The following is a 19,145-nucleotide window of genomic DNA, read 5'->3' as shown; positions in this document are numbered from 1 at the left end:
GTGGTGCTGGGCTTCTTGACCAAACACGCCAGCGGGATACATCTGCTGGCCGCACCGCCCAGCCCGATATCCGCCGGCACGATCACCCCCAAGCTGGTAGGCACTGTCCTGCCCATCCTGCGCTCGCGCTTCGAGTTTGTGGTGATTGACATGCCCTCCTGCTTCGCCGAGACGAACCTGGTCGCGTTCGACCTGTCCGATATCATCATCCTGCTCGTCACCCCGGAGCTGGCCGGCCTCAAAGCCGCCCGCACCGCGCTGGACATCTTCGATTCGCTGGGCTATCGCAAGGAGCGTCTGTCCATCGTCCTGAACTGGACCTTCCCCAAGCGCGGCCTGCCCCAGCGCAACATCGAGGACGCTCTGCGCCTGCCGATTGACCTGGTCATTCCCTACGACCCCACGCCGTTCGTGGATGCGATCAACAGCGGCATCCCACTGCTCCAGGCCAACCCATCCGGCCGCATCGCCTTCGAACTGCAGAAATATGCCTATCAGCTGAGCGTAGAGTACATGCAGTACGCCAACGTGCCGGCCAGCGAGGTGCTGTCGCGCGTGCAGGCCGCTTTCGGGCATTAGGCAGGCGAGCCATGGAAGAGCGCACTTCCCCCGAACTGGAGCTGCTCCTCCGCTACATTGCCCAGGAACGCGGCATTGACTGCCGCAAATACAAGACCAACTTCCTGGAGCGCCGGCTCGCCTCCCGCATGCGCGTCCATCACGTCTCCGACTACCGATCCTACCTGTACATCCTGAAAAAACATCCCGAGGAGCTCGATGCCCTCCTGGACAACCTCACCATCAATCTGACCTACTTCTTCCGGGACCAGAGCGTCTTCGAGGCTCTGCGGAAAGAGGTCCTTGCTCCGCTGATCCGGGAGCGCGACCATCCCGGCCGGCGTCAGCTCCGGCTGTGGAGCGCCGGCTGTGCCACCGGCGAGGAACCATACTCCCTCGCCATCCTCCTGCATCAACTGCTGGGAACCGGCCTGCCGCACTGGGACATCACCCTCCTTGCCACAGACCTGGACGAGAAGGCGCTGGCGAAGGCGCGCGCCGGCGTGTACGATGCCTTCAGCTTCCGGGAAGTCCCCGCGCAGGAACTATCGCCCTATTTCGCCACACACAACAGCCGCTATCATCTCGTGCCCGAGGTCAAATCGCTGGTCACCTTCCAGCGCCATGATCTGCTCGGCGATTCCTACCCGTCCAACATGGATGTGATCTTGTGCCGCAATGTGCTGATTTATTTCACCCGCGAACAGCATGACTACATCTTTACCATGTTCCACCGCGCCCTGAGGGACGGCGGAGTGCTGGTCACCGGCAAGACGGAGATCATGCTGGGGCCGCAGGCGGCCTGCTTCAAGGCCGTCAACCTGCGTGAACACATCTACCGCAAGGTGGGAGGCGCAGTGCCATCCCGCCCGCCGGCATCGTCGTAGGAGTAATGCCCATGTCCACCGCAGAACACTGGTCCGAAGAACTGGCCCAATTCATCACCTTTAAGCTGGCGGACACCAGTTTCGGCGTCCCCATTGAACAGGTCCTGCGCATCGAAAGATACCGGCCGGCCACCCGCGTGCCCAACGCGCCCCCCTTCCTTGAAGGCGTGACCAATGTGCACGGCGATATCATCCCAGTGCTGGACCTGCAGAAGCGCCTGAAGGTCGGCCCTGGGGTATCGAATCACGAACGGGCGCGCATCATCATCGTGGAGGCCGCCGGCCAGAAGGTCGGCATGATCGTGGATGATGTCATCGGCATCGAACGCTTTGCGCTCGCGGAGATCGAACCACCCCCTCCCATGATCGCCGATATCAATGGGGTGTTCCTCGCCGGCATCATCCACCAGGAAGGCACAACGCTCATCCTGCTGGACCTGGCACGGGTGCTGACCCTCGCGGAACTGGAGGAGCTGGAAACACTGCATACCACACCCGCCCCACAAGATGAGTCATGACAGAGGGAGCGCGCCATGAGCCGATTTCGCACCCTGGTGGTGGATGACGCGGTGTTCGTCCGCCGGGCCATCGCCCAGATACTTCGTCCCAGCGAGTTTGAAGTCGTGGGCGAGGCCTCCAACGGCAAGGAAGCCGTCCAGGAATATCGCCGGCTCCAGCCGGACGTGGTATTGATGGACATCATGATGCCGGAGATGGACGGCATCGAGGCCGTGCGCCAGATCAAACAGGAACACCCTGATGCCAGGATCGTCATGTGCAGTGCGCTCGGTCAGGAAAAGGTCATCATTGAAGCACTTTCCGCCGGCGCGCTCGATTTCATCGTCAAGCCTTTTTTACCCGATAAAGTGCTGGCCACCCTCCGCCATGTGATGCGGTTATCCCAGAAGGGCGGGGAACACAGCGATACATGAACGCGAGACCAGGAAGATGGGCACATCTGCGCGCCTTGTCCGCCAACCGATCCGGCTGCTTATCATAGACCGCTCCTCCGCATGGCGGCGTGTGCTCGCCGGCCTGCTCTCACAGAGCGAAGAGGTGCGCGTCCTGGCATTGACCGACCCGGAAAATGCCCTGCCGGCCATTCACCAGCACCGTCCGGAGGTGCTTATCTGGGGCATTGATCCCTCTGACGTGTCGTCGCTTGCGCCACTGCGCAGTGTGCAGTATCTCCACATCCCTATCATCGCCATGATGACCGCTGTCGAGCCTCACCAGGCGAACGCCCTGCGCCGGCAGGGGGTCGTCGATATTTTCCTGAAGCCGGCCAATTTCCTGAGCGCCGACCTGAACGCTCTGCGCAAGGAGCTGACCGCGAAAATCCGCGCCGCCGCCGATTCTCGCCCTGGCACCGCCGGCCCGGAGACCGCTCCGGGCGTTCCAGCACGGCCGGCCACCCAGTCCCTGACCGCCCGGGCCAGACCCACCACTCAGACGTTAGTGCGCCCCCGTCCGCCCACCGCTCATCTCTTGCACCCTACTGACCCCATCGTGGTGGCTGTTGCCGCCTCCACGGGCGGGCCGCAGAGCCTGGACCGGGTCATCGCGGCTCTGCCGGCCGACCTGCCGGCGTGCGTCCTTATCGTCCAGCACATGCCGCCGGGCTTCACCGCCTCTTTCGCGGACCGGCTCAACCGCAAGGGGCAGTTCCCCGTAAAGGAAGCTGCGGAGGGCGACCCGGTACAGGCCGGCAGAGCCTACGTGGCGGCCGGCGGCTTTCACCTGACCGTCAGGCGCTCCTTCCCGGGCGGCCCCCTCTTCCTGCACCTCGACGAGTCGCCGCCCGTCAACGGCCTGCGGCCGGCGGCCAACGTGCTCTTCCATTCGCTGGTAGAGCAAGAGGTGGAGCGGATAGTGGCGGTCGTGATGACCGGCATGGGCACCGATGGCGCCGAGGGGGTACAGGCCGTCAAAGCACGCGGCGGCTGGGTCATCGCCCAGGATGAGGAGACCAGCGTCATCTACGGCATGCCCAAAGCCGCTGTCGCCACCGGCTGTGTAGACCTTATCGTCCCCCTGCCCTCCATACCGGAGGAAATCGTGAAAGCCGTCCAGACCATGCGTCTGCGAGAGCGTCTGCCATGATAGACATGAGCGAATATAAAGACCTGTTTCTCAGCGAGTCCCAGGAGCACCTGCAGGCCATGAACCAGCACCTGCTGGCGCTGGAACAGCGGCCTGACGATGAGGAGGCCATGAACAGCGTGTTCCGGGCCGCCCATACCCTCAAGGGCATGGCCAGCACCATGGGCTATGAGCAGATGGCCGGCCTGGCCCATGCACTGGAGGATCTGCTGGATGCTGTCCGACAGCGCCGGCTGTTGCCTTCCCCAGCCTGGTTCGACCTGGCCTTTGGGGCGGCCGACGCTCTGCAGACCCTGCTGAACGATATCGCCGGCGACCAGCCCCCCTCCATTGATGCGGAAGGCTGGGTGGAACGTTTGCGCTCCTTCCTCACCCGCGGCCAGCCCCAGGAAGCCGGCCCGGCGGCCCCCGCCGCACCGACCGCCGGCCTGCCTGGCGCCCCGGCAGGCCCTGCCGGGCTCATCCGCCTGAAAATCTTCCTAGACGCCAACTCCTCCCTGAAGGGCGCTCGGGCATACTCCCTGCTCCGCCAGTTGGAGGAACTCGGCCGGGTCGTGGATTCCATGCCGCATGCCGATGACCTCACTCGCATAGATTGGGGCACGGAACTGGTTGTCTTCCTACTGACAGAACTGCCGGCCGAACAAATCGTTGAGGTGCTCCGCGCCGCCCCGGATGTCGTGCACGTGGAAGCCCATTCCACCGTAGAGACAGCGGAACCCGCCGGCGAACCCGCACGCTCGACAGCCGCCGAAGCCCCGGTCCCCTCGGCGCCCGGGGCCCCGCCGGCTGAGGCGGCCGGCGCCGGCATGGTGCGCATCCGGCTCCAGCACCTGGACCACCTGCTGAACCTGGTGGGTGAGCTGGTCATCAGCCGCAGTCGTCTGTGGCAGGCCGCCGAGCAAAACCCCACCCCTGCCCTGATGGAAGCGCTCGAGGATCAAACCCGCCTGCTGAACGAACTGCGCGATGCGGTGCTGGCCTCGCGCCTGGTGCCTATCGGCCAGATTTTCGACCGCTTCCCGCGCATGGTGCGGGACCTCCTCAAACAGCAGGGGAAAGAAGCGCGCTTCATTATCGAAGGGCGGGACATGGAGCTGGACCGGGCGGTGGTAGAGCGCCTGAGCGACCCATTACTGCATCTCCTGCGCAACGCGGTGGACCATGGGCTGGAGCCGCCGGCGGAGAGGCTGGCGGCCGGCAAGCCGGCCGAAGGGCTGATCCGCTTGTCGGCGCGTCCCGAGCAGGATATGGCGGTGATCGAGGTCTCCGACGACGGGCGAGGGCTGAACCGGGAAATCATTGAGCAGACCGCGGTCGCCCGCGGCATCATCACCCCCGAGCAACTGCACGAGATGACCGACGAGCAGGTGTTCCTGCTCATCTGCGACCCGCGCTTCTCGACCAACGCCTCCGTGACCCAAGTCTCGGGCCGCGGGGTCGGCATGTCGGTGGTCAAGCAGGCCATGGATGAACTGCGCGGCGAGCTGGAAATCCTCTCGCGCCCCGGCAAAGGCACCACATTCCGCCTGCGCCTGCCCATCACCATCGCCCTGACCGAGGCACTGCTGGTCCAGGCCGGCCCCGACCAGTATGCCATCCCCCTGAACTATATCAACCGCCTGGTCGAGGTAGGACATGAGCGCATCGGTTTCCTGGGGAACAAGCGCGTGCTGAACCTGGAGCGCACCATCCCACTGCTGTCCCTGCCCGAACTGCTGGGAACCTTTTCCCCGGCCGGCCCGGCGAACGGCAGTACCAACGGCCGCGCCTATGTGATACTGACAGGGCGCGGCCGGCAGGAAGTCGGCGTGCTGGTAGATCGTGTGCTGGGGAAGGACGAGATCGTGGTCAAGCCGCTCAAGGGTATTCTGCGGTCTGTGCCGGGCCTGGCCGGCGCGACCATTTTAGGAGACGGCCGCGTGGTGCTCATCCTCGACCTGGCCAACCTGATCCAGCGCCGGCGCTGACGCCCGTCCCGCCAGGGAGCCAGGTCTCCACCGGCTGGAGCACCGCCTCCAGCGCGCTTCTATTCGGGAGCCTGCGCCAGTAGAGCAGATGGCCGGCACAGCGGCAGTCCGAAGCGCCGAAGCCGGGCACGATCCTGCGGGCACCGCCTCGCCGTACCAGCCGCTCCGCCCATTCACATTCCCCCTGCCGGGCATCGAACCCCGCCCATACCGCCTGCACCACTGCGGCCGGCAGGAGATAGTCAATGTGCCAGCGCGTGCGTTTCTCCAGCCGCAAATGCCGCTCCACACGCGCCCGCACGCCGCCGGCGCCCCTGGCGCTCCCGACATACGCGTAATAGCCGGCCGGCAGGGGAAACATCCCCAACTGCCCGATGTTCATCACCCTGCCGGCGGGGAGATACAGCCACAGGATATATATGCCCGGGCGAGACCACTCCTCCGGTAATCCTGCCATGCGCCATCACCCCACACACTTTTCTGAAACTTCAGCCCCCGGTTTTTGCTAATCAGGGCATATTCGATTACAATATAGAATATGGGATTTTCCCATTCGCATACTCACCCCAAGGGGTGTGTTGTGCGGCAGACTGTACGACCGATATCGCCTGCCGCCATTTTTATGGCCGCTTGCCGGCGGCCTCACCAGCTTGAGACAACCCAATGCTATCATCGGGAGGGATGGATGTCAACGTATAGCCCTGATAAGATCCGCAACGTGGTGCTCGTGGGACACAGCAGTTCCGGCAAAACCACCCTGGCCGAGGCAATCTTGTTCAACACGGGCGCGCTCAAGCGCCGCGGCCTGGTGGATGATGGCAATACCGTCTCCGACTTTGACCCGGAGGAAATCCGGCGCAAAATTTCCATCAACACCTCCGTTCTGCCCTGCGAGTACCAGCAGGCCAAGATCAACGTCCTGGATGCGCCCGGCTATCTCGACTTCGTCGGCGAGGTGAAAGGAGCCATTGCTGCCGCCGATACCGCCATTGTGGTGGTGGACGCGGTGGCCGGCATCGAAGTCGGCACCGAACTCGTCTGGTCCTACCTCGACGAATCGAACCTGCCGCGGGTCGTCTTCGTCAACAAGATGGACCGCGAGAACGCCAACTTCGGGCGCGTCGTCTCCCAGCTCTCCGATCTCTTTGAAACCCGCATCATCCCCTTCCAGCTCCCCATCGGCAGTCAGGAAACCTTCCAGGGCGTGGTGGACGTCATCAAGATGAAGGCCTACCTGGGAGAGGAAGGCAAAGAGGCGGAGGTGCCGGCCGAACTGCAGGAGCAGGCCAACGAGTACCGCCAGGCCATCGTCGAAGCCGCCGCCGAGAGCGATGACGAGCTTATCATGAAATACCTGGAGGGCGAGGAGCTCACCCTCGAGGAAATCGTGAAGGGCCTGCGCAAGCGCATCGCCGAGAACGAGCTGGTGGGGGTGTTCTGCGGCTCCGCCCTGAAAAACATCGGCATCCGCGCCCTGATGGACGCTTTCGTGGATTATCTGCCCTCGCCGGCGGAGCGCGTCATCGCCGGCAAGCGAGTCAACACCGGCGAGGAAGTTGAACTGCGCGCCGACCCCAACGGCCCGTTAGTGGCGCGCGTCTTCAAGACCACCGCCGACCCCTACGTCGGCAAGCTGAGCTACTTCCGCGTGCTCTCCGGCACCATGCGCAGTGATTCGCGCGTGGTCAACGCCTCGGATGGGAGCGAGGAACGCATCGGCACCATCTTCTTCATGCGGGGCAAGGAACAGATACCCACGGACGAAGTGGGGCCGGGCGACATTGGCGCCGTCGCCAAGCTGTCCAAGACCACGACCGGCGAAACGCTGTGCAGCAAGGACGATCCCATCACGGTGGAGCCCATCAAGTTCCCCAACCCGGTCTACAGCGTGGCCATCTTCCCCAAGACCAAGGCGGACCTGGACAAAATGTCCAGCGCCCTGGCCCGACTGCTGGAAGAAGACCCGACACTGAAGGTCGAGCGCGAGCCGGGCACCGGCGAGACCATTATGTCCGGCATGGGGGATACCCACATTGATATCGCCGTCCGCAAACTGCAGGCCAAATTCGGCCTGGAGCTGGTCACCGACGTGCCCAAAGTGCCCTACCGCGAGACCATCACCAAGGTCGCGTCCGCCCAGGGCCGGCATAAGAAGCAGACCGGCGGCCGCGGCCAGTTCGGCGATGTTTTCATCCGCTTCGAGCCGTTGGAGCGCGGCGCCGGCTTCGAGTTCGCCGATGAGATCTTCGGCGGCGCCGTCCCCAAGAACTATATCCCGGCCGTGGAAAAAGGCCTGCGCGAGATTATGGAGCACGGCGTGCTGGCCGGCTACCCCACCGTGGACTTCCGGGCGGTGCTCTACGACGGCTCCTATCACCCGGTGGACTCCTCGGAATTGGCCTTCAAGCTCGCCGCACACCTGGCGTTTAAGAAGGGCATTCCCGAGGCCGGCCCCGTACTCCTGGAACCTATCATGCTGGTAAAAGTCACCGTGCCCGAGGAATACATGGGCGACGTCATCAGCGATTTCAACACACGGCGCGGCCGCGTCCAGGGCATGCACCAGGAGAAGGGCAGGGCCACCGTCACTGCCCTGGTGCCGCTGGCGGAGATGCTCCGCTACGCCATTGACCTGCGCGGCCTGACCCAGGGACGCGGTCTGTTCACCATGGAATTCTCGCACTACGACATCGTGCCCAGCCATATCGCCCAGAAGATCATCGAGCAGGCCGCCAAAGAGAAGGCGGAGAACGAATAACTCTCGCCGGAAGCAAAAAGAGGAGGCCCATGATGGCCTCCTCTTTTTGGGTTTCAGGAATGTTTCACAACCTCATCAGCCGGCTCATGAGGCGGAACAGCCAGTGAAACAGCCTCTGCTTGAACGTCAGCTTTTGGCCGGCGGCCAGCATGCGCTCATAGGTGAACAGCGATTCCAACCACTTCCGATGGGTCACCTGCAGGCGCGTCAGCGCCGCCAGCGTGGCCTGGGCGTTCTCCCGCTCGCCCAATTCCTCGAATATCGTCACTGCCTGCCGGTAATATTCCGAGGCGCGCCCAGCCTGGCCGCGGCGCTCGTACAGCGTCCCCAGATTGCCCAGCACCTGGGCTTCCTCGGAGCGCCGGCCCAGCCGGCGGAATGCCTCCAGCGCCTCCTGAAGCAGGCGCTCGGCACTGGCGTAATCCCCACGCTGGATGGCCAGCACGCCGAGGTTCACCCGCATCTCGGCCTGCCCTGCTTCATCCCCCGTGCGCTCGCACTGCGCCAGCGCCTGCTGGAACGCTTCCTCCGCCGCCTGGTAATCCCCACGGCGGAACGCATCCACGCCGGCGGACTTCCACGCCTCGATGTCAGCGGCAGGCAGAATCCCCTCACTCATTCTGTCCTATTTCCTCCCTTTCGGCCGGCCCAACTGCCGCCGGCGGCGGTGTTTCCCAAATATCCGGCCGCAGTGGCACGTCGAGCGTTACCAGCGTCCCCCGCTCCCGCCCTTCGCTCAGCGAATAAATCATCAAGGTGCCGTCCAGAAGCGCCGCCCGCTCGCGCATGTTCAGCAGGCCGAGACTGCCGCGCGTGTCGTAATTGCGCTCCACCTCCTGGCGGTTGAAGCCCAACCCGTCGTCCTCCACCTCCGCATGCAGGTGGTGCTCGTCCACAAAAAGCCTCAGCCAGATGTTCTGCGGCTGGCCGTGCCGGCGAGCATTATTGACCGCCTCCTGAATGATGGAGAAAATCGTGCCCTCCACCTTAGGCTTGATCCGGCCGGAATACGGCTGAGCCTCCAGATGCACCTGCAAGGTCTTGTCCGCAGACAACTGCTCGACATAGGACTGGAGAGCCGCCAGCAGGCCCCGGGTCTCGAGAATGACCGGGCGCAGTTCGAACAGCAGGAGACGCACCTGCCGGGAGGCCTGGCGGGCCAACTGCCGCACCGATTCCAGCTCGGCCGGCACATCCTCCGGCTTTTTCTCCATGAGCCGCTCGATGTGGTCTATGTTCCAGGTGATGGCGGTCAGTTGGGCGGCAATGCCGTCATGCAGGTTGCGTGCCAGTTCCTTGCGCACATCTTCCTGCGCGGTGATGATCTTATCGCGCTCCTCCCGCAGGGATTGATACAGGCGGGCATTCTCGATGGCGATGGCGGCCTGGCCGGCGATGGTCATCAGCAGGGCCTCATCCTCCTCATCAAATCCCTCGCCCGAATACTTGTTCAGCACCTCCAACACCCCGATGGTTTTGCCCTTGATCTGCAGGGGTGCGCAGAGCACCGATTGGGTCAGAAATCCCGTGCGTGCATCAATTTGGCGGGAGAAGCGGGGATCGCGCGCCACATCGTTCACGATGAGGGGCTTGCCGTGGGTGGCCACCCAGCCGGCAATCCCTTCACCCAGGGGAATGCGGGTGTGTTGTAAGACCGCGCCCTTCTCCCCCAGCGCGATCTCAAAGACTAGCTCCTGCCGCTCCTCATCCACCAGCATCAGCGACGCGGCGCTGGCGTTGACGATGCTGGCGGCAATGCCAACCGTGTCCACCAACAAGCGGTTCAGGTCCAGGGTGGAAACCATACGCTGGCCGATCTGGAAGAACAGTTCCAACTGCGTCAGTTTGTCCCGGCTGACGCTCAGATCATGTACCAGGCGCAAGAGCATGCCCACATTGGCCGCGGCGTTCCGCAGCATGGCCCGGTAATCGGGGGGAACGGGGAATTCCGAGGTAAATCCAACGGTCAGCGTGCCCACCACTTCCGCGCCGGCCAGCAGGGGCACATTTACCAGCAGGATGATCGCCCCATCGCTGAGGCGCGCTTCCGAGGGCGCCGGCACGGTGACCGCATACATGCGCCGCTGTTGCAGTTCTCCAAGCACCGCCTGTTCCCAGCGGCTGAGCTGGCGCAGGGCCGGCTCGGACCAATCCCCGTGACGGATGCGCACCGGCGCTTTGCCCGGCTGTCCCACAAAGAGAAGCGCGCCCACGCCGGCCTGACACTCCAAGATGACGCGATCCAGCAGCCCCGGCGCAATCAGGTTCACATCCCGCGAAAGCAGGAGGTCGCTCAGCCCGGGGAGGGTCAGAAAACGGGATGATTGTTCAGGGAGCAGGAATGGCGCTGTCAAGATGGTATGCTCCTATCTCACCACCCGACCAGTGGCCTGCCGATCCAGCCCATGGCCGGCTACAGCGTGATATCCAGCAGGCCCTCGCCCAGCCGCCGCAGGGTATCCACGGAAAGTTCGCTCAACAGCATGGCCAGCCGGAGATACAGCACGTTGGCCGGCTTCAGGACAAACTCCCGCACATCTGCCGGCATCTGCTCCAGCAGTTCCAGCATCTGCCGCTCCTTCTCCGAGTGTGAGAGCAGGCTCTCATCAGTGAAATAGGTCAGGGGCACATGCAGGAAGTCAGCCAGCCGGCGCAGGTGGGAAAAGGGAATATCCTCCTTGCCGTACTCATAGCTGGCAATGGTCTCGGAATCCACCCCCAGCACCCGCGCGCACTCGCTCAGGCTCTGGCTGGCGGCCAGCCGCGCCTGCCGCAGGAGCACGCCGATCATACGCCGGCGGACAGCCAGGAACATCTGCGGGGGAAGCGACGCCACTTCCTGATGCTCCGCCTGCGGCTCATGCCAGAAATAGGTGACCGGGACATCGAAATGCCGGCTCAACAGCTCCAACTGCGGCAGGCTGACTTCCTTCTCGCCCGACTCATAGGCCAGGTACTCTTCGGGGGACACGCCCAGCAGGCCGGCGCATTCCTCCACCTCCACGCCGGCGCCCAGCCTCGCCCGCCGCAACAGCTCCGCCACCGTGCGGGGCACTGCCCGCGCCTCCGCCTGCACCTTCATGCCCGTACCTCCTGCCGGACACTGCCCGACTGATGCCCGAGTTATGGAAACTTCACCTGTCCCATTATAACACACTCCCCCGCCGCCCGCAACAACCCATGCCCTCCGGCTTTTGCTGACCGCCAGGACTGTGCTACAATGCCGGCCAAATACCAACCCAGCGCAAGGATCATATGCCCAGGACAGAACGACAGCGGTTAGATATCCTGCTGGTGGAGCGCGGCCTGGCGGAAACGCGCGAGAAGGCCCGCCGGCTCATTATGGCCGGCCAGGTGCTGGTCAACGACCAGCCCATCCAGAAGCCTGGCACCGCCGTTCCCGTGGACGCGGACATCCGCCTGACCGGCCAGATGCGCTATGTCAGCCGAGGCGGATATAAACTGGAGGCCGCGCTGGAGCGGTTCGGTATGGATGTCGCCGGCTGGGTCGCCGCCGACATCGGCGCCTCCACCGGCGGCTTCACGGACTGCCTCCTACAGCGCGGGGCGCGGAAGGTGTACGCCATTGATGTGGGCTACGGCCAGCTCGCCTGGTCCCTGCGGCAGGACCCACGCGTCGTGGTCATGGAGCGGGTCAACGCTCGCTATTTGGAACGACTGCCGGAAGAAGTGGACATCGTCACTATAGATGTCTCGTTCATCTCTCTGCTCCTGATCCTGCCGGCGGCGGTGCGCCTGCTCCGGCCGGAGGGCATCATTGTGGCGCTTATCAAGCCGCAGTTCGAGGCCGGCCGGGAGCAGGTCGGCAAGGGGGGTGTGGTGCGGGAGCCGGCGGTGCATTGCGCCGTCCTGGAAAAGGTCCTGCGCGGCGCGCTGGCAATGGGCCTGATGCCGTTCGGCCTCATCCCATCGCCCATCCGCGGGCCGGCCGGCAACATCGAATTCCTGGTCGGCTGGCAGTGGATGGGCGAGAAATGGGTGCCTTCCGACGAGAGCTCCATCCCCATCCTTATCTCCGCCGCGCTGGAAGAGGTGGAGCAGAATCCCCCCAGCGAAGGGGAATGAACGGGCTACAGCTCTTTCAGCGGCAGTCCCAACAGTGCTCTGCGCAGGCAGTCCAGCGCGCGGGTGGTGATCCATCCCTGGGTATGCGGATCCATGCCGCCGTAGCGGAACGGCAGTACTGTCTGATGTTCCGGGGTGCGCAGGACGATAAAGGTGCGTCCCGGCTCGCGGCCGTGAATCCCCTGCCCTGGCTCCCCGCTTCCGAACACGCACACCGCAATGTCCGCGCCGGCCTCCTCGGCAAAATCCCGTGCGCGCGAGAGGAGCCTTTCCGCCGGCACGTCGGCCGGGATGGGCGGTTCCACGCGCGAGGCCCGCAACAGCCTCTCCTGACCCAGCTCAGCCAGCGCCCGGCGGATGCGCTCGGCCACCGCGCCGGCGGTATTGGTCTCCAGCACCGCCAGCGACTGACCGCTCGCGGCCAACCCCCGGGCAATAATGCCCTCCAGCGTCTCCCCATCCGCGCCGAAGATAATGTCGCCCAGCCGCCGGCGCAGTTCCTGTTCCACCTCTGCCACCATACGCTGGGCCTCTTCAAGCGTCGCCGCTCGCGCCGTGATGCGGATATCGGTACGCCCGGCATGCGCCGCCAGCCCCACCGAAGGGTTCCCAAGCGATTCGAGATCCCCGATCAGGCTGTCAATGGTGCTCTCCCCCACACTGCAGGTGTGCAGGGTGCGGGTCGTCATGCTTTGCAGAGCGCCCCACCGCCGGCGCACATACGGCAGGACCGCGTTCTGCATCAGGTATTCCATCTCGCGAGGGACTCCCGGCAGGCAGATAATGGTCGAGGAGGGGGTCTCGACGATGAAGGCCGGCGCAGTGCCCACCGGGTTGCGGATGGGGATGGCGCCGGCGGGGATGTATGCCTGCCGGCGGTTGTTCTCCGACATGGTGCGGCCGGCGCGGGCGAAAAAGGCGGCGATATCCTCCAGCAGGTCCTCGCGGAAAACAAGCTCCTGTCCGACCGCACGCGCCACCGCCTCGCGCGTCACATCATCCACCGTCGGTCCCAGGCCGCCGGTGATGATGATAAGTTGGGAACGCTTCAGCGCATCCTGGAGGACAGCGGTCAGGTGCTCCAGATCATCCCCCACCGTGATCAGGTACTGCACCTCGACGCCGGCCTCCCGCAGACAGCGGGCGATATAGGCCGAATTGGTATCCACCGATTCGCCCAGCAGGAATTCACTGCCCGTGGTGATGATCTCCGCGAACATATTCGGCCTCGATGACAGGTGCGCTGCAGTTTATCCCAACTGGAAGCATTCCACCGTGCCGGACTCCGCGTCCATGAACAGCAGGCGCCGGCGCAGGGGGGTGCCGCGGCCGGTGAGGAGCTTGACGGTCTCCTGAATTTCCCAAGCGGCCACCATCATGGGGGTGCCGGCGGGGTTGCCCCATTCCACCTCTGCGCCCCGCTCTGGCACAGGGCCGTTTCCATACAGCGCCCGCAGGCCCGGGTCGCCGGGGAAAATCGTCGTCACCTGGCCGATATACCCGCCGATGGCGCCGTGCACCATGGGCACCCCGAGCCAGGCGCACACATCCTGGAGCATCATCCGAACCGGCAGTTTGTCCAACGCATCCACCACCACCTCAGCCCCTTGTAAGAGCGATGCCGCATTCTCCTCCGTGAGCCAGGCGTGATGGGCGGTCACTTCCACCGCGCGGTTGACCTCGTGGACGCGCCGGCGGGCGGCTTCGGCCTTGCTCTGGCCCAGCAGGTCCTCTCGAGAGAATGCCTGCCGGTTCAGGTTGTTCTCCTCGAAGACATCGCCGTCAATGACGATCAGATGTCCCACGCCCATGCGGGCAAGCCCCTCGATAATCCAGCCGCCCAGGCCGCCGGCGCCCACCACCGCCGCGGTGGACTCCAGCAGGCGAATCTGGCCTTCCCAGCCCACGGTGCCCAGGTTGCGCTGATAGCGCGCCGGCATGATACGCCGGCGCAGGGCCGCCAGCTCCACCTCTCTCACGCTGACACCAAACTGTTGGGAGATCTCCCGTACAGAAGCCAAATCAATCAAACGGAGGTCGCCCTGGAGGCGAGCGAGCTGTTCCAGTGCGGCATCGAGCGATTCAGCAGACCAGGTCATCGTACCTCCCGCCGGCAAGTGCTCACGCATCCCAGAACATCACGATCCATTCATCATACGGCTGGAACCCCAGGCGCTGATACACCCTGCGGGCGGCAGGGTCCCTGGGATTATACACCAGGTACGGCGTGTGGTCCGAAGCAATAAGCTCCTGGCTCAACAACCCCGTGCAGGCGGTGGCGTACCCCTGCCCGCGATAATTGGGCAGGGTGACCACCCCGCCGATCATGGCCATGCCGTGCCCGATGGCGGACGTGCGGGCGGCGGAAACCGCCCGGCCGTCCCGCTCCACGAAGGCGATCTTTCCGCCGGCCTCCAGCGTTTCCAGCAGGCGCCGGCGGTGCTCCTCCCGCGCCTGATAGGTGAACAGCAAATTGCGCCCGTACAGCTCTACCAGCATGTCCACATCGTCCGGGGTTGCCAGGCGTTCCCCGCGCGCCGGCCAGGGCCGCAGATCCCCGGGGGACAGAACGGCGAACACGCCGTGCAGGGTGCGCTCGGGGACGGCCGGCGGCAGGAACGGCATCCACGGCTCGATTTGCCGCCGGCAACCGCTCAACGCCGTCACACTGGCCTGCTGGAAAATCGCCCCGAATAACGGCAGGGCATCGGCATCCTCCCAGCAGATGCCGGCGCTGTGGCGAAAGAACATCAGCACCCCGACCAGCCCACCCTGGCGAAAGGCCCCGAAATAGCGTAAATAAGGGGATGAGATGCCCCACTGTGCCAGATTGGCGAGGAGAAACAGGTTATTCGGGGCATCCCGCTCCAAAAAGGCCGTCATCGCCGGCACGTCCGATTGCCCCAGCCGGCGGACCTCAAGTCCAGGCATCATCGCCAACCCAATCCTCAGGCTTGCGGAGCTTCCGCCCGATGCTCCAGCAGTTCGCGCACCATCTCTAGCTTGCGCACCACACCTTCCTGCCCGTTGGTCTGGAACTGGCGGATCAGCGCCTCCACAAGTTCTGTAAGTTCCGCCGGCCGGACCGGCGGGTTCTCCAGCATTTGCCGGCGCTCCTCATCGGAACCGGCGCGCAGGAGCTGATTGACAAAGCGCAGGGCCGGCGGCATCCGCCGTTCCACCGCGTCGGCGGCCAGCTCGGCGATCTGGCGCAGTTTGGCGATGGCCGGCGCGTTGGCCTGCGCATCCTCCCGCACCGCCTGCTCAATATTCACGCTCAGCACATAGAAGAACAGGTCGTCAATCTCATTGATATGCTCCTGGATGACCTGCTCGGGATGCTCCGCATGATAGGCCTGGCGCAGAAGGTCGCTGGCGCGGCGCAGGGCCTGGCGCGCTTCCTCATCCAGACGCTCGGTGATCTCCAGCACGCGCTCGCGCAGTTGGCTCAGCTTCTGCGCCTCGTCCACCCGCCCTTCCTTTTCAAAGGCCTGGATGCGCTCCGCTATCAGGAGATAGAACGAATAATCGATCAGCGGGCGCGCCAGCGCGATCATGGTCTCCAGCTCCTTCTCATCCTCGATCTCGAGCAGGGCATCAAGCAGTTCCTCGCGGGTCAGCGGCTGTTCGGCCTCTAGCCTGGCAATCTCCTCCGCCGGCCGCTCCGGCGCGACAGCCTTCAGGATTTTCGCCCGCAGGCCCAGAAGCAGATTGGCGCCGGCCTCATCCCCCGCCTGGGCCATCGCCTCGGCCGTGGCCGTCAGCGTCTGGAAAAACTCATAGTCCAGACGCTCCTTGTTCTGCTCGATGAGCATCTGAAAACCCTCCTCGTCATCTTTCATCCGGAGGAAGGAATTGATCAGCTCCTGCCGGCGCCGCTGTTCCTCCAGCATTTCCGGCGTGATGCCCTCCGCCGCCAGAACGGCGTTCACCAGCGAATCCAGGAGCAGGAAGGTCTTGGGCTGGAACAGATAGCCCTTGCGCTTCTCCTGGGGCAGGCTCATCATCACTTCCTGCGTCAGGGAGCCGATGAGCTTCTGCTGATCGTCGGAAGAGAGGCCGGCCTCGTTCGGCATGAAGATAAGCAGTAGCTCTTTCTCCGGGTCATGGTAGGCGAAGGGCATGCCCAGGATGCCGGCCATCCCGCAGTGAGGGCACTGCGCCACGTTCAGATTGCCGGCCAGAAGCTGCCATTTCAGTTCCGGATTGCGCCCCACATCCACGATGTGATAGACATCCGCCATGAAGGGGCGCTTGCAGTTGGGACAGGTTACCGATAATCGTCGTGCACTCGACATGGAAATTGGCCTCCAGAATCATTGCGCGGACAATGCCGCTATGGGATCAACATGTTCAGCACCTGGCGCAGGGCAGGGGGATCGATCACGCCGATGCGCCGATAGCGCAGGATGCCGTCCGGGCCGATGACATAGGTCTCCGGCACGCCCGTCACGCCGAACTGCCGGCCGATGTTTGTGCTGGAATTCGCCACCGGGAACGAGATGCCGGCCTGCTGGACGAACTCGCGCACCTTGGCATCCACATCTTTATAGGCGATGGCCACGAAGAGCACCCCCTTGTCCTGATACTCACCCCACAGTGCCTCCAGGTCGCTGGCCTCCTGCCGGCAGGGCTGGCACCATGTGGCGAAGAAATTGACCACCAGCACCTTCCCCGCCATCGCCGACGAGTCAATCACCTGGCCGTCTATGGTCGTCACGCGAAAGGCCGGAGCCGGCTCACCGATCTGGGGAGCGCGGCCGGCGAACGCGCCGGCCAGCCCCAGCCCCACCGCGAAAATGATGACGGCACCCACCACCAGCAGGATGATCAGATTGCGGCTGGATGAAGAACCCTGCATGTACCGCTCCTTTGTCATGAACCATGTTGCTTCCGCCGCTCCACCGATACAATCCCCTATTGTACACCATTTCGATGAATCGTGGAAAAAATATGCTCCTGTTGCTTCCCTGTACCCAATGTGTTATACTTATCTGCAGGAGGAGGCAGTGGACGCGCTGGCGCGAGAGACGGGAGAACGGGATACGCCAGGTCTGAACCAGGCGCCGATGCCCACAGCGGAACTGATCGAGCGCATGTCCGCGCAGTTGGAGAATGCCATCCTGGCGCTGGGGCCGGCCCCACCCCTGCTGGCCCTGCGCGAACTGCTGGAAGCAATGCGGCAGGGGCGGTCGGCAGAAGCGCCAGCGCCGGCGGACGAGTCGGCGCGCCTGACCGCCCTGCACGCCATGCTGGCGCAGGAGGAGGCCGGCCGCCGGCTGGCCAAACAGCTCGAAGAGACCTTTGGCCAGTTGATCGCCAACGCCATCGTGGAAATGGACTTCGCCGGCCGCCTGCTGGACAGCGACCCGCACGCGGTACGGCAGGGGCTCCAGCACCTGAAGGAAGAATTCGAGCGCGCGCGGCGCATCCTCCAGGAGATACTGGCCGGCCTGCGGCCCCCTCCCCTGCTGAGCGAGATGGGACTGGCGCCGGCGCTGTCCCGCTATGTCCAGCGGCTCTCTGCCGCGGCCGGCCGCCCGATCCAGGTGCTCGGATTCCAGGAGCTCCCACAGCGCCTACCGGCCACCGTCGAGCTGGCTCTGTTTCGCATCATGCAGGAGGCGCTGGACATCTTCTTAGCAAACTCGTCCTCCGCCCCGCTGGAAGTGGGCTGCACGCTGGAAGATCAGCGCCTCGTTTTTTATGTCAAGGATGAAGCCTGGAACTGCGATGAATCTGCCTTATCGAACTATACATCCGAATTTCGCTTCATGCAGGATTGGGCCCTTGCCATCGACGGCGCGCTGAACCTCTGGAGCCGGCCGGCAGGCGGAACCATCATTGCCGTTACACTGCCCCGTGCGCCAGAAGCGCCGGCCCATTCTTCCGACAAGGAGAAGAATCCATGAGCGAGCCTATCAAACTGGTCATTGTGGAGGACCATGAGATCTTCCGCACCGGACTGCGCCGGGCCCTCGAGCTGGAGGAAGACCTGGTCATTATCGGCGAGGCCGGCGACGGCCCCACCGCCATTGACATGGCCGAAACCCTTGCGCCGGACGTCATTCTCATGGACATCAACCTGCCAGGCATGAACGGCCTGCAGACAACCCGCATCATCAAGGCCCAGCACCCGGAGATCAATGTCATCGTCCTGACCGCCTATCACGACGACGAACAGCTCCTGCATGCCCTGCGCGCCGGCGCCTCCGCCTACCATCCGAAAGAGGTCTCCCCCACCCAGCTCATCGAGACCATCCGCCAGGTGCACGCCGGCCACTACGTGCTGGGCGAGAAGGTGCTGGAAAAGGAGCAGATCGCCGACTGGCTGATGCGCCAGTTCGAGGAGATGTCCATCGCCGGCACCCTGCCCGAGGACATTGAGATATTCCAGCCCCTCACCGACCGCGAGATGGAAATCCTGCGCTTCATCGCCCAGGGCCGCAGTAACAAGGAAATCGCCCACACCCTGAACATCAGCCAGCAAACGGTGAAGAACCACATCACGTCCATCCTGCGCAAGCTGGCGGTCAACGACCGCACTCAGGCCGCCGTCTATGCCCTGAAGCGCGGCTGGATCCGGCTCCAGGACACCCGCTGACATCACTGCACCTGCATCAAGGAGGTTTCGATGAATCGCGACACGCCCGCCGGCCAATCCCCCCTCCAGGCACTCCTGCTGGAGCTCCAGAACGAACTCGAACGAGCACAGAAAGAGGCCAAAGAGGTCGAAATCCTTATCCGCCAAAGCTCCGGCGAGGTCGAGAAGCTGACCCAGAA

The 19,145-nt window shown here is 64.1% G+C and carries 20 protein-coding genes; 11 read left to right on the top strand and 9 right to left on the bottom strand.

What is annotated here, in order from left to right:
- Positions 1 to 15: 15 nt before the first annotated feature.
- Genes H5T60_02085 through H5T60_02060 form a run of 6 tightly spaced genes read left to right on the top strand, consistent with a single transcriptional unit; the run spans position 16 to position 5,518 of the window.
- Positions 16 to 579 (top strand): hypothetical protein, encoded by a 564-nt coding sequence (locus tag H5T60_02085; GenBank protein ID MBC7241219.1) that lies wholly within the window; start codon positions 16 to 18, stop codon positions 577 to 579.
- 11 nt (positions 580 to 590) lie between these two features.
- Positions 591 to 1,445 carry a protein-glutamate O-methyltransferase CheR gene (locus H5T60_02080; GenBank protein ID MBC7241218.1) on the top strand — a complete coding sequence of 285 codons (855 nt, stop codon included), beginning with the start codon at positions 591 to 593 and terminating at the stop codon, positions 1,443 to 1,445.
- A gap of 11 nt (positions 1,446 to 1,456) precedes the next feature.
- Entirely contained in the window at positions 1,457 to 1,963 is a 507-nt protein-coding gene (locus H5T60_02075) for a chemotaxis protein CheW (GenBank protein ID MBC7241217.1), read from the top strand.
- 15 nt (positions 1,964 to 1,978) lie between these two features.
- Positions 1,979 to 2,377, top strand: a complete 399-nt coding sequence (locus tag H5T60_02070; GenBank protein ID MBC7241216.1) for a response regulator — start codon at positions 1,979 to 1,981, stop codon at positions 2,375 to 2,377.
- A gap of 16 nt (positions 2,378 to 2,393) precedes the next feature.
- Entirely contained in the window at positions 2,394 to 3,548 is a 1,155-nt protein-coding gene (locus H5T60_02065; protein MBC7241215.1) for a hypothetical protein, read from the top strand.
- Positions 3,549 to 3,553: 5 nt separating this feature from the next.
- A complete protein-coding gene (locus H5T60_02060; GenBank protein MBC7241214.1) occupies positions 3,554 to 5,518 on the top strand; it encodes a chemotaxis protein CheA in 1,965 nt (654 codons plus the stop codon).
- Here the strand turns inward: H5T60_02060 and H5T60_02055 are convergent.
- Positions 5,478 to 5,975: a GIY-YIG nuclease family protein gene (locus tag H5T60_02055; protein ID MBC7241213.1), complete on the bottom strand. Its 498-nt coding sequence runs from the start codon at positions 5,973 to 5,975 to the stop codon at positions 5,478 to 5,480. The two genes, H5T60_02060 and H5T60_02055, sit on opposite strands and share 41 nt — an antisense overlap.
- Before the next feature lie 228 nt (positions 5,976 to 6,203).
- On the opposite strand from H5T60_02055, the gene fusA reads away from it, so the two are divergent.
- Positions 6,204 to 8,276 carry an elongation factor G gene (gene fusA / locus H5T60_02050; GenBank protein MBC7241212.1) on the top strand — a complete coding sequence of 691 codons (2,073 nt, stop codon included), beginning with the start codon at positions 6,204 to 6,206 and terminating at the stop codon, positions 8,274 to 8,276.
- A 64-nt stretch (positions 8,277 to 8,340) separates the two neighbouring features.
- On the opposite strand, the gene H5T60_02045 is transcribed toward fusA, so the two are convergent.
- Genes H5T60_02045 through H5T60_02035 form a run of 3 tightly spaced genes read right to left on the bottom strand, consistent with a single transcriptional unit; the run spans position 8,341 to position 11,358 of the window.
- On the bottom strand, positions 8,341 to 8,895 hold the full coding sequence (locus H5T60_02045; GenBank protein ID MBC7241211.1) for a tetratricopeptide repeat protein: 555 nt from the start codon (positions 8,893 to 8,895) through the stop codon (positions 8,341 to 8,343).
- Positions 8,888 to 10,630: a GAF domain-containing sensor histidine kinase gene (locus H5T60_02040; protein ID MBC7241210.1), complete on the bottom strand. Its 1,743-nt coding sequence runs from the start codon at positions 10,628 to 10,630 to the stop codon at positions 8,888 to 8,890. Before H5T60_02040 ends, H5T60_02045 begins: the two co-directional genes overlap by 8 nt.
- 59 nt (positions 10,631 to 10,689) lie before the next feature.
- On the bottom strand, positions 10,690 to 11,358 hold the full coding sequence (locus H5T60_02035) for a transcriptional regulator (protein ID MBC7241209.1): 669 nt from the start codon (positions 11,356 to 11,358) through the stop codon (positions 10,690 to 10,692).
- A gap of 173 nt (positions 11,359 to 11,531) precedes the next feature.
- Between H5T60_02035 and H5T60_02030 the strand changes: the two genes are divergently transcribed.
- Positions 11,532 to 12,362 (top strand): TlyA family RNA methyltransferase, encoded by an 831-nt coding sequence (locus tag H5T60_02030; GenBank protein MBC7241208.1) that lies wholly within the window; start codon positions 11,532 to 11,534, stop codon positions 12,360 to 12,362.
- A 5-nt stretch (positions 12,363 to 12,367) separates the two neighbouring features.
- Here the strand turns inward: H5T60_02030 and H5T60_02025 are convergent, their stop codons facing one another.
- From H5T60_02025 to H5T60_02005, 5 genes are read right to left on the bottom strand one after another with little or no spacing between them, the layout of a single operon-like run.
- Positions 12,368 to 13,582, bottom strand: a complete 1,215-nt coding sequence (locus tag H5T60_02025) for a CinA family nicotinamide mononucleotide deamidase-related protein (GenBank protein MBC7241207.1) — start codon at positions 13,580 to 13,582, stop codon at positions 12,368 to 12,370.
- A 30-nt stretch (positions 13,583 to 13,612) separates the two neighbouring features.
- Positions 13,613 to 14,461 carry a HesA/MoeB/ThiF family protein gene (locus tag H5T60_02020; protein ID MBC7241206.1) on the bottom strand — a complete coding sequence of 283 codons (849 nt, stop codon included), beginning with the start codon at positions 14,459 to 14,461 and terminating at the stop codon, positions 13,613 to 13,615.
- A gap of 22 nt (positions 14,462 to 14,483) precedes the next feature.
- Positions 14,484 to 15,293, bottom strand: coding sequence for a GNAT family N-acetyltransferase (locus tag H5T60_02015; GenBank protein ID MBC7241205.1), 810 nt, complete (start codon positions 15,291 to 15,293; stop codon positions 14,484 to 14,486).
- Between the two features lie 17 nt (positions 15,294 to 15,310).
- Entirely contained in the window at positions 15,311 to 16,660 is a 1,350-nt protein-coding gene (locus tag H5T60_02010; GenBank protein MBC7241204.1) for a hypothetical protein, read from the bottom strand.
- Between the two features lie 38 nt (positions 16,661 to 16,698).
- Positions 16,699 to 17,223, bottom strand: coding sequence for a TlpA family protein disulfide reductase (locus H5T60_02005; GenBank protein ID MBC7241203.1), 525 nt, complete (start codon positions 17,221 to 17,223; stop codon positions 16,699 to 16,701).
- A 148-nt stretch (positions 17,224 to 17,371) separates the two neighbouring features.
- On the opposite strand from H5T60_02005, the gene H5T60_02000 reads away from it, so the two are divergent.
- From H5T60_02000 to H5T60_01990, 3 genes are all read left to right on the top strand, one after another.
- Positions 17,372 to 18,274 carry a hypothetical protein gene (locus H5T60_02000; GenBank protein MBC7241202.1) on the top strand — a complete coding sequence of 301 codons (903 nt, stop codon included), beginning with the start codon at positions 17,372 to 17,374 and terminating at the stop codon, positions 18,272 to 18,274.
- Positions 18,271 to 18,966 carry a response regulator transcription factor gene (locus tag H5T60_01995; protein ID MBC7241201.1) on the top strand — a complete coding sequence of 232 codons (696 nt, stop codon included), beginning with the start codon at positions 18,271 to 18,273 and terminating at the stop codon, positions 18,964 to 18,966. The genes H5T60_02000 and H5T60_01995 overlap by 4 nt, the downstream gene beginning before the upstream one ends.
- Positions 18,967 to 18,996: 30 nt before the next feature.
- The coding region (locus tag H5T60_01990) for a hypothetical protein (protein MBC7241200.1) at positions 18,997 to 19,145 on the top strand (149 nt) is incomplete at its 3' end.

This window comes from Anaerolineae bacterium, from assembly GCA_014360855.1.
Lineage (GTDB): Bacteria > Chloroflexota > Anaerolineae > JACIWP01 > JACIWP01 > JACIWP01.
Note: the sequence above shows the minus strand (reverse complement) of the source record. Positions and strands in the feature narration are given on the sequence as shown.

Bases quoted from the DNA above. Each gene is read 5' to 3' on its own strand.
- H5T60_02060 (MBC7241214.1), top strand. From the start codon at position 3,554: ATGAGCGAATATAAAGACCTGTTTCTCAGCGAGTCCCAGGAGCACCTG.
- H5T60_02035 (MBC7241209.1), bottom strand. From the start codon at position 11,358: ATGAAGGTGCAGGCGGAGGCGCGGGCAGTGCCCCGCACGGTGGCGGAG.
- H5T60_02070 (MBC7241216.1), top strand. From the start codon at position 1,979: ATGAGCCGATTTCGCACCCTGGTGGTGGATGACGCGGTGTTCGTCCGC.
- H5T60_02020 (MBC7241206.1), bottom strand. From the start codon at position 14,461: ATGACCTGGTCTGCTGAATCGCTCGATGCCGCACTGGAACAGCTCGCT.
- H5T60_02005 (MBC7241203.1), bottom strand. From the start codon at position 17,223: ATGCAGGGTTCTTCATCCAGCCGCAATCTGATCATCCTGCTGGTGGTG.
- H5T60_02075 (MBC7241217.1), top strand. From the start codon at position 1,457: ATGTCCACCGCAGAACACTGGTCCGAAGAACTGGCCCAATTCATCACC.
- fusA (MBC7241212.1), top strand. From the start codon at position 6,204: ATGTCAACGTATAGCCCTGATAAGATCCGCAACGTGGTGCTCGTGGGA.
- H5T60_02010 (MBC7241204.1), bottom strand. From the start codon at position 16,660: ATGTCGAGTGCACGACGATTATCGGTAACCTGTCCCAACTGCAAGCGC.
- H5T60_02080 (MBC7241218.1), top strand. From the start codon at position 591: ATGGAAGAGCGCACTTCCCCCGAACTGGAGCTGCTCCTCCGCTACATT.
- H5T60_01995 (MBC7241201.1), top strand. From the start codon at position 18,271: ATGAGCGAGCCTATCAAACTGGTCATTGTGGAGGACCATGAGATCTTC.
- H5T60_02045 (MBC7241211.1), bottom strand. From the start codon at position 8,895: ATGAGTGAGGGGATTCTGCCTGCCGCTGACATCGAGGCGTGGAAGTCC.
- H5T60_02025 (MBC7241207.1), bottom strand. From the start codon at position 13,582: ATGTTCGCGGAGATCATCACCACGGGCAGTGAATTCCTGCTGGGCGAA.
- H5T60_02030 (MBC7241208.1), top strand. From the start codon at position 11,532: ATGCCCAGGACAGAACGACAGCGGTTAGATATCCTGCTGGTGGAGCGC.
- H5T60_02055 (MBC7241213.1), bottom strand. From the start codon at position 5,975: ATGGCAGGATTACCGGAGGAGTGGTCTCGCCCGGGCATATATATCCTG.
- H5T60_02065 (MBC7241215.1), top strand. From the start codon at position 2,394: ATGGGCACATCTGCGCGCCTTGTCCGCCAACCGATCCGGCTGCTTATC.
- H5T60_02015 (MBC7241205.1), bottom strand. From the start codon at position 15,293: ATGCCTGGACTTGAGGTCCGCCGGCTGGGGCAATCGGACGTGCCGGCG.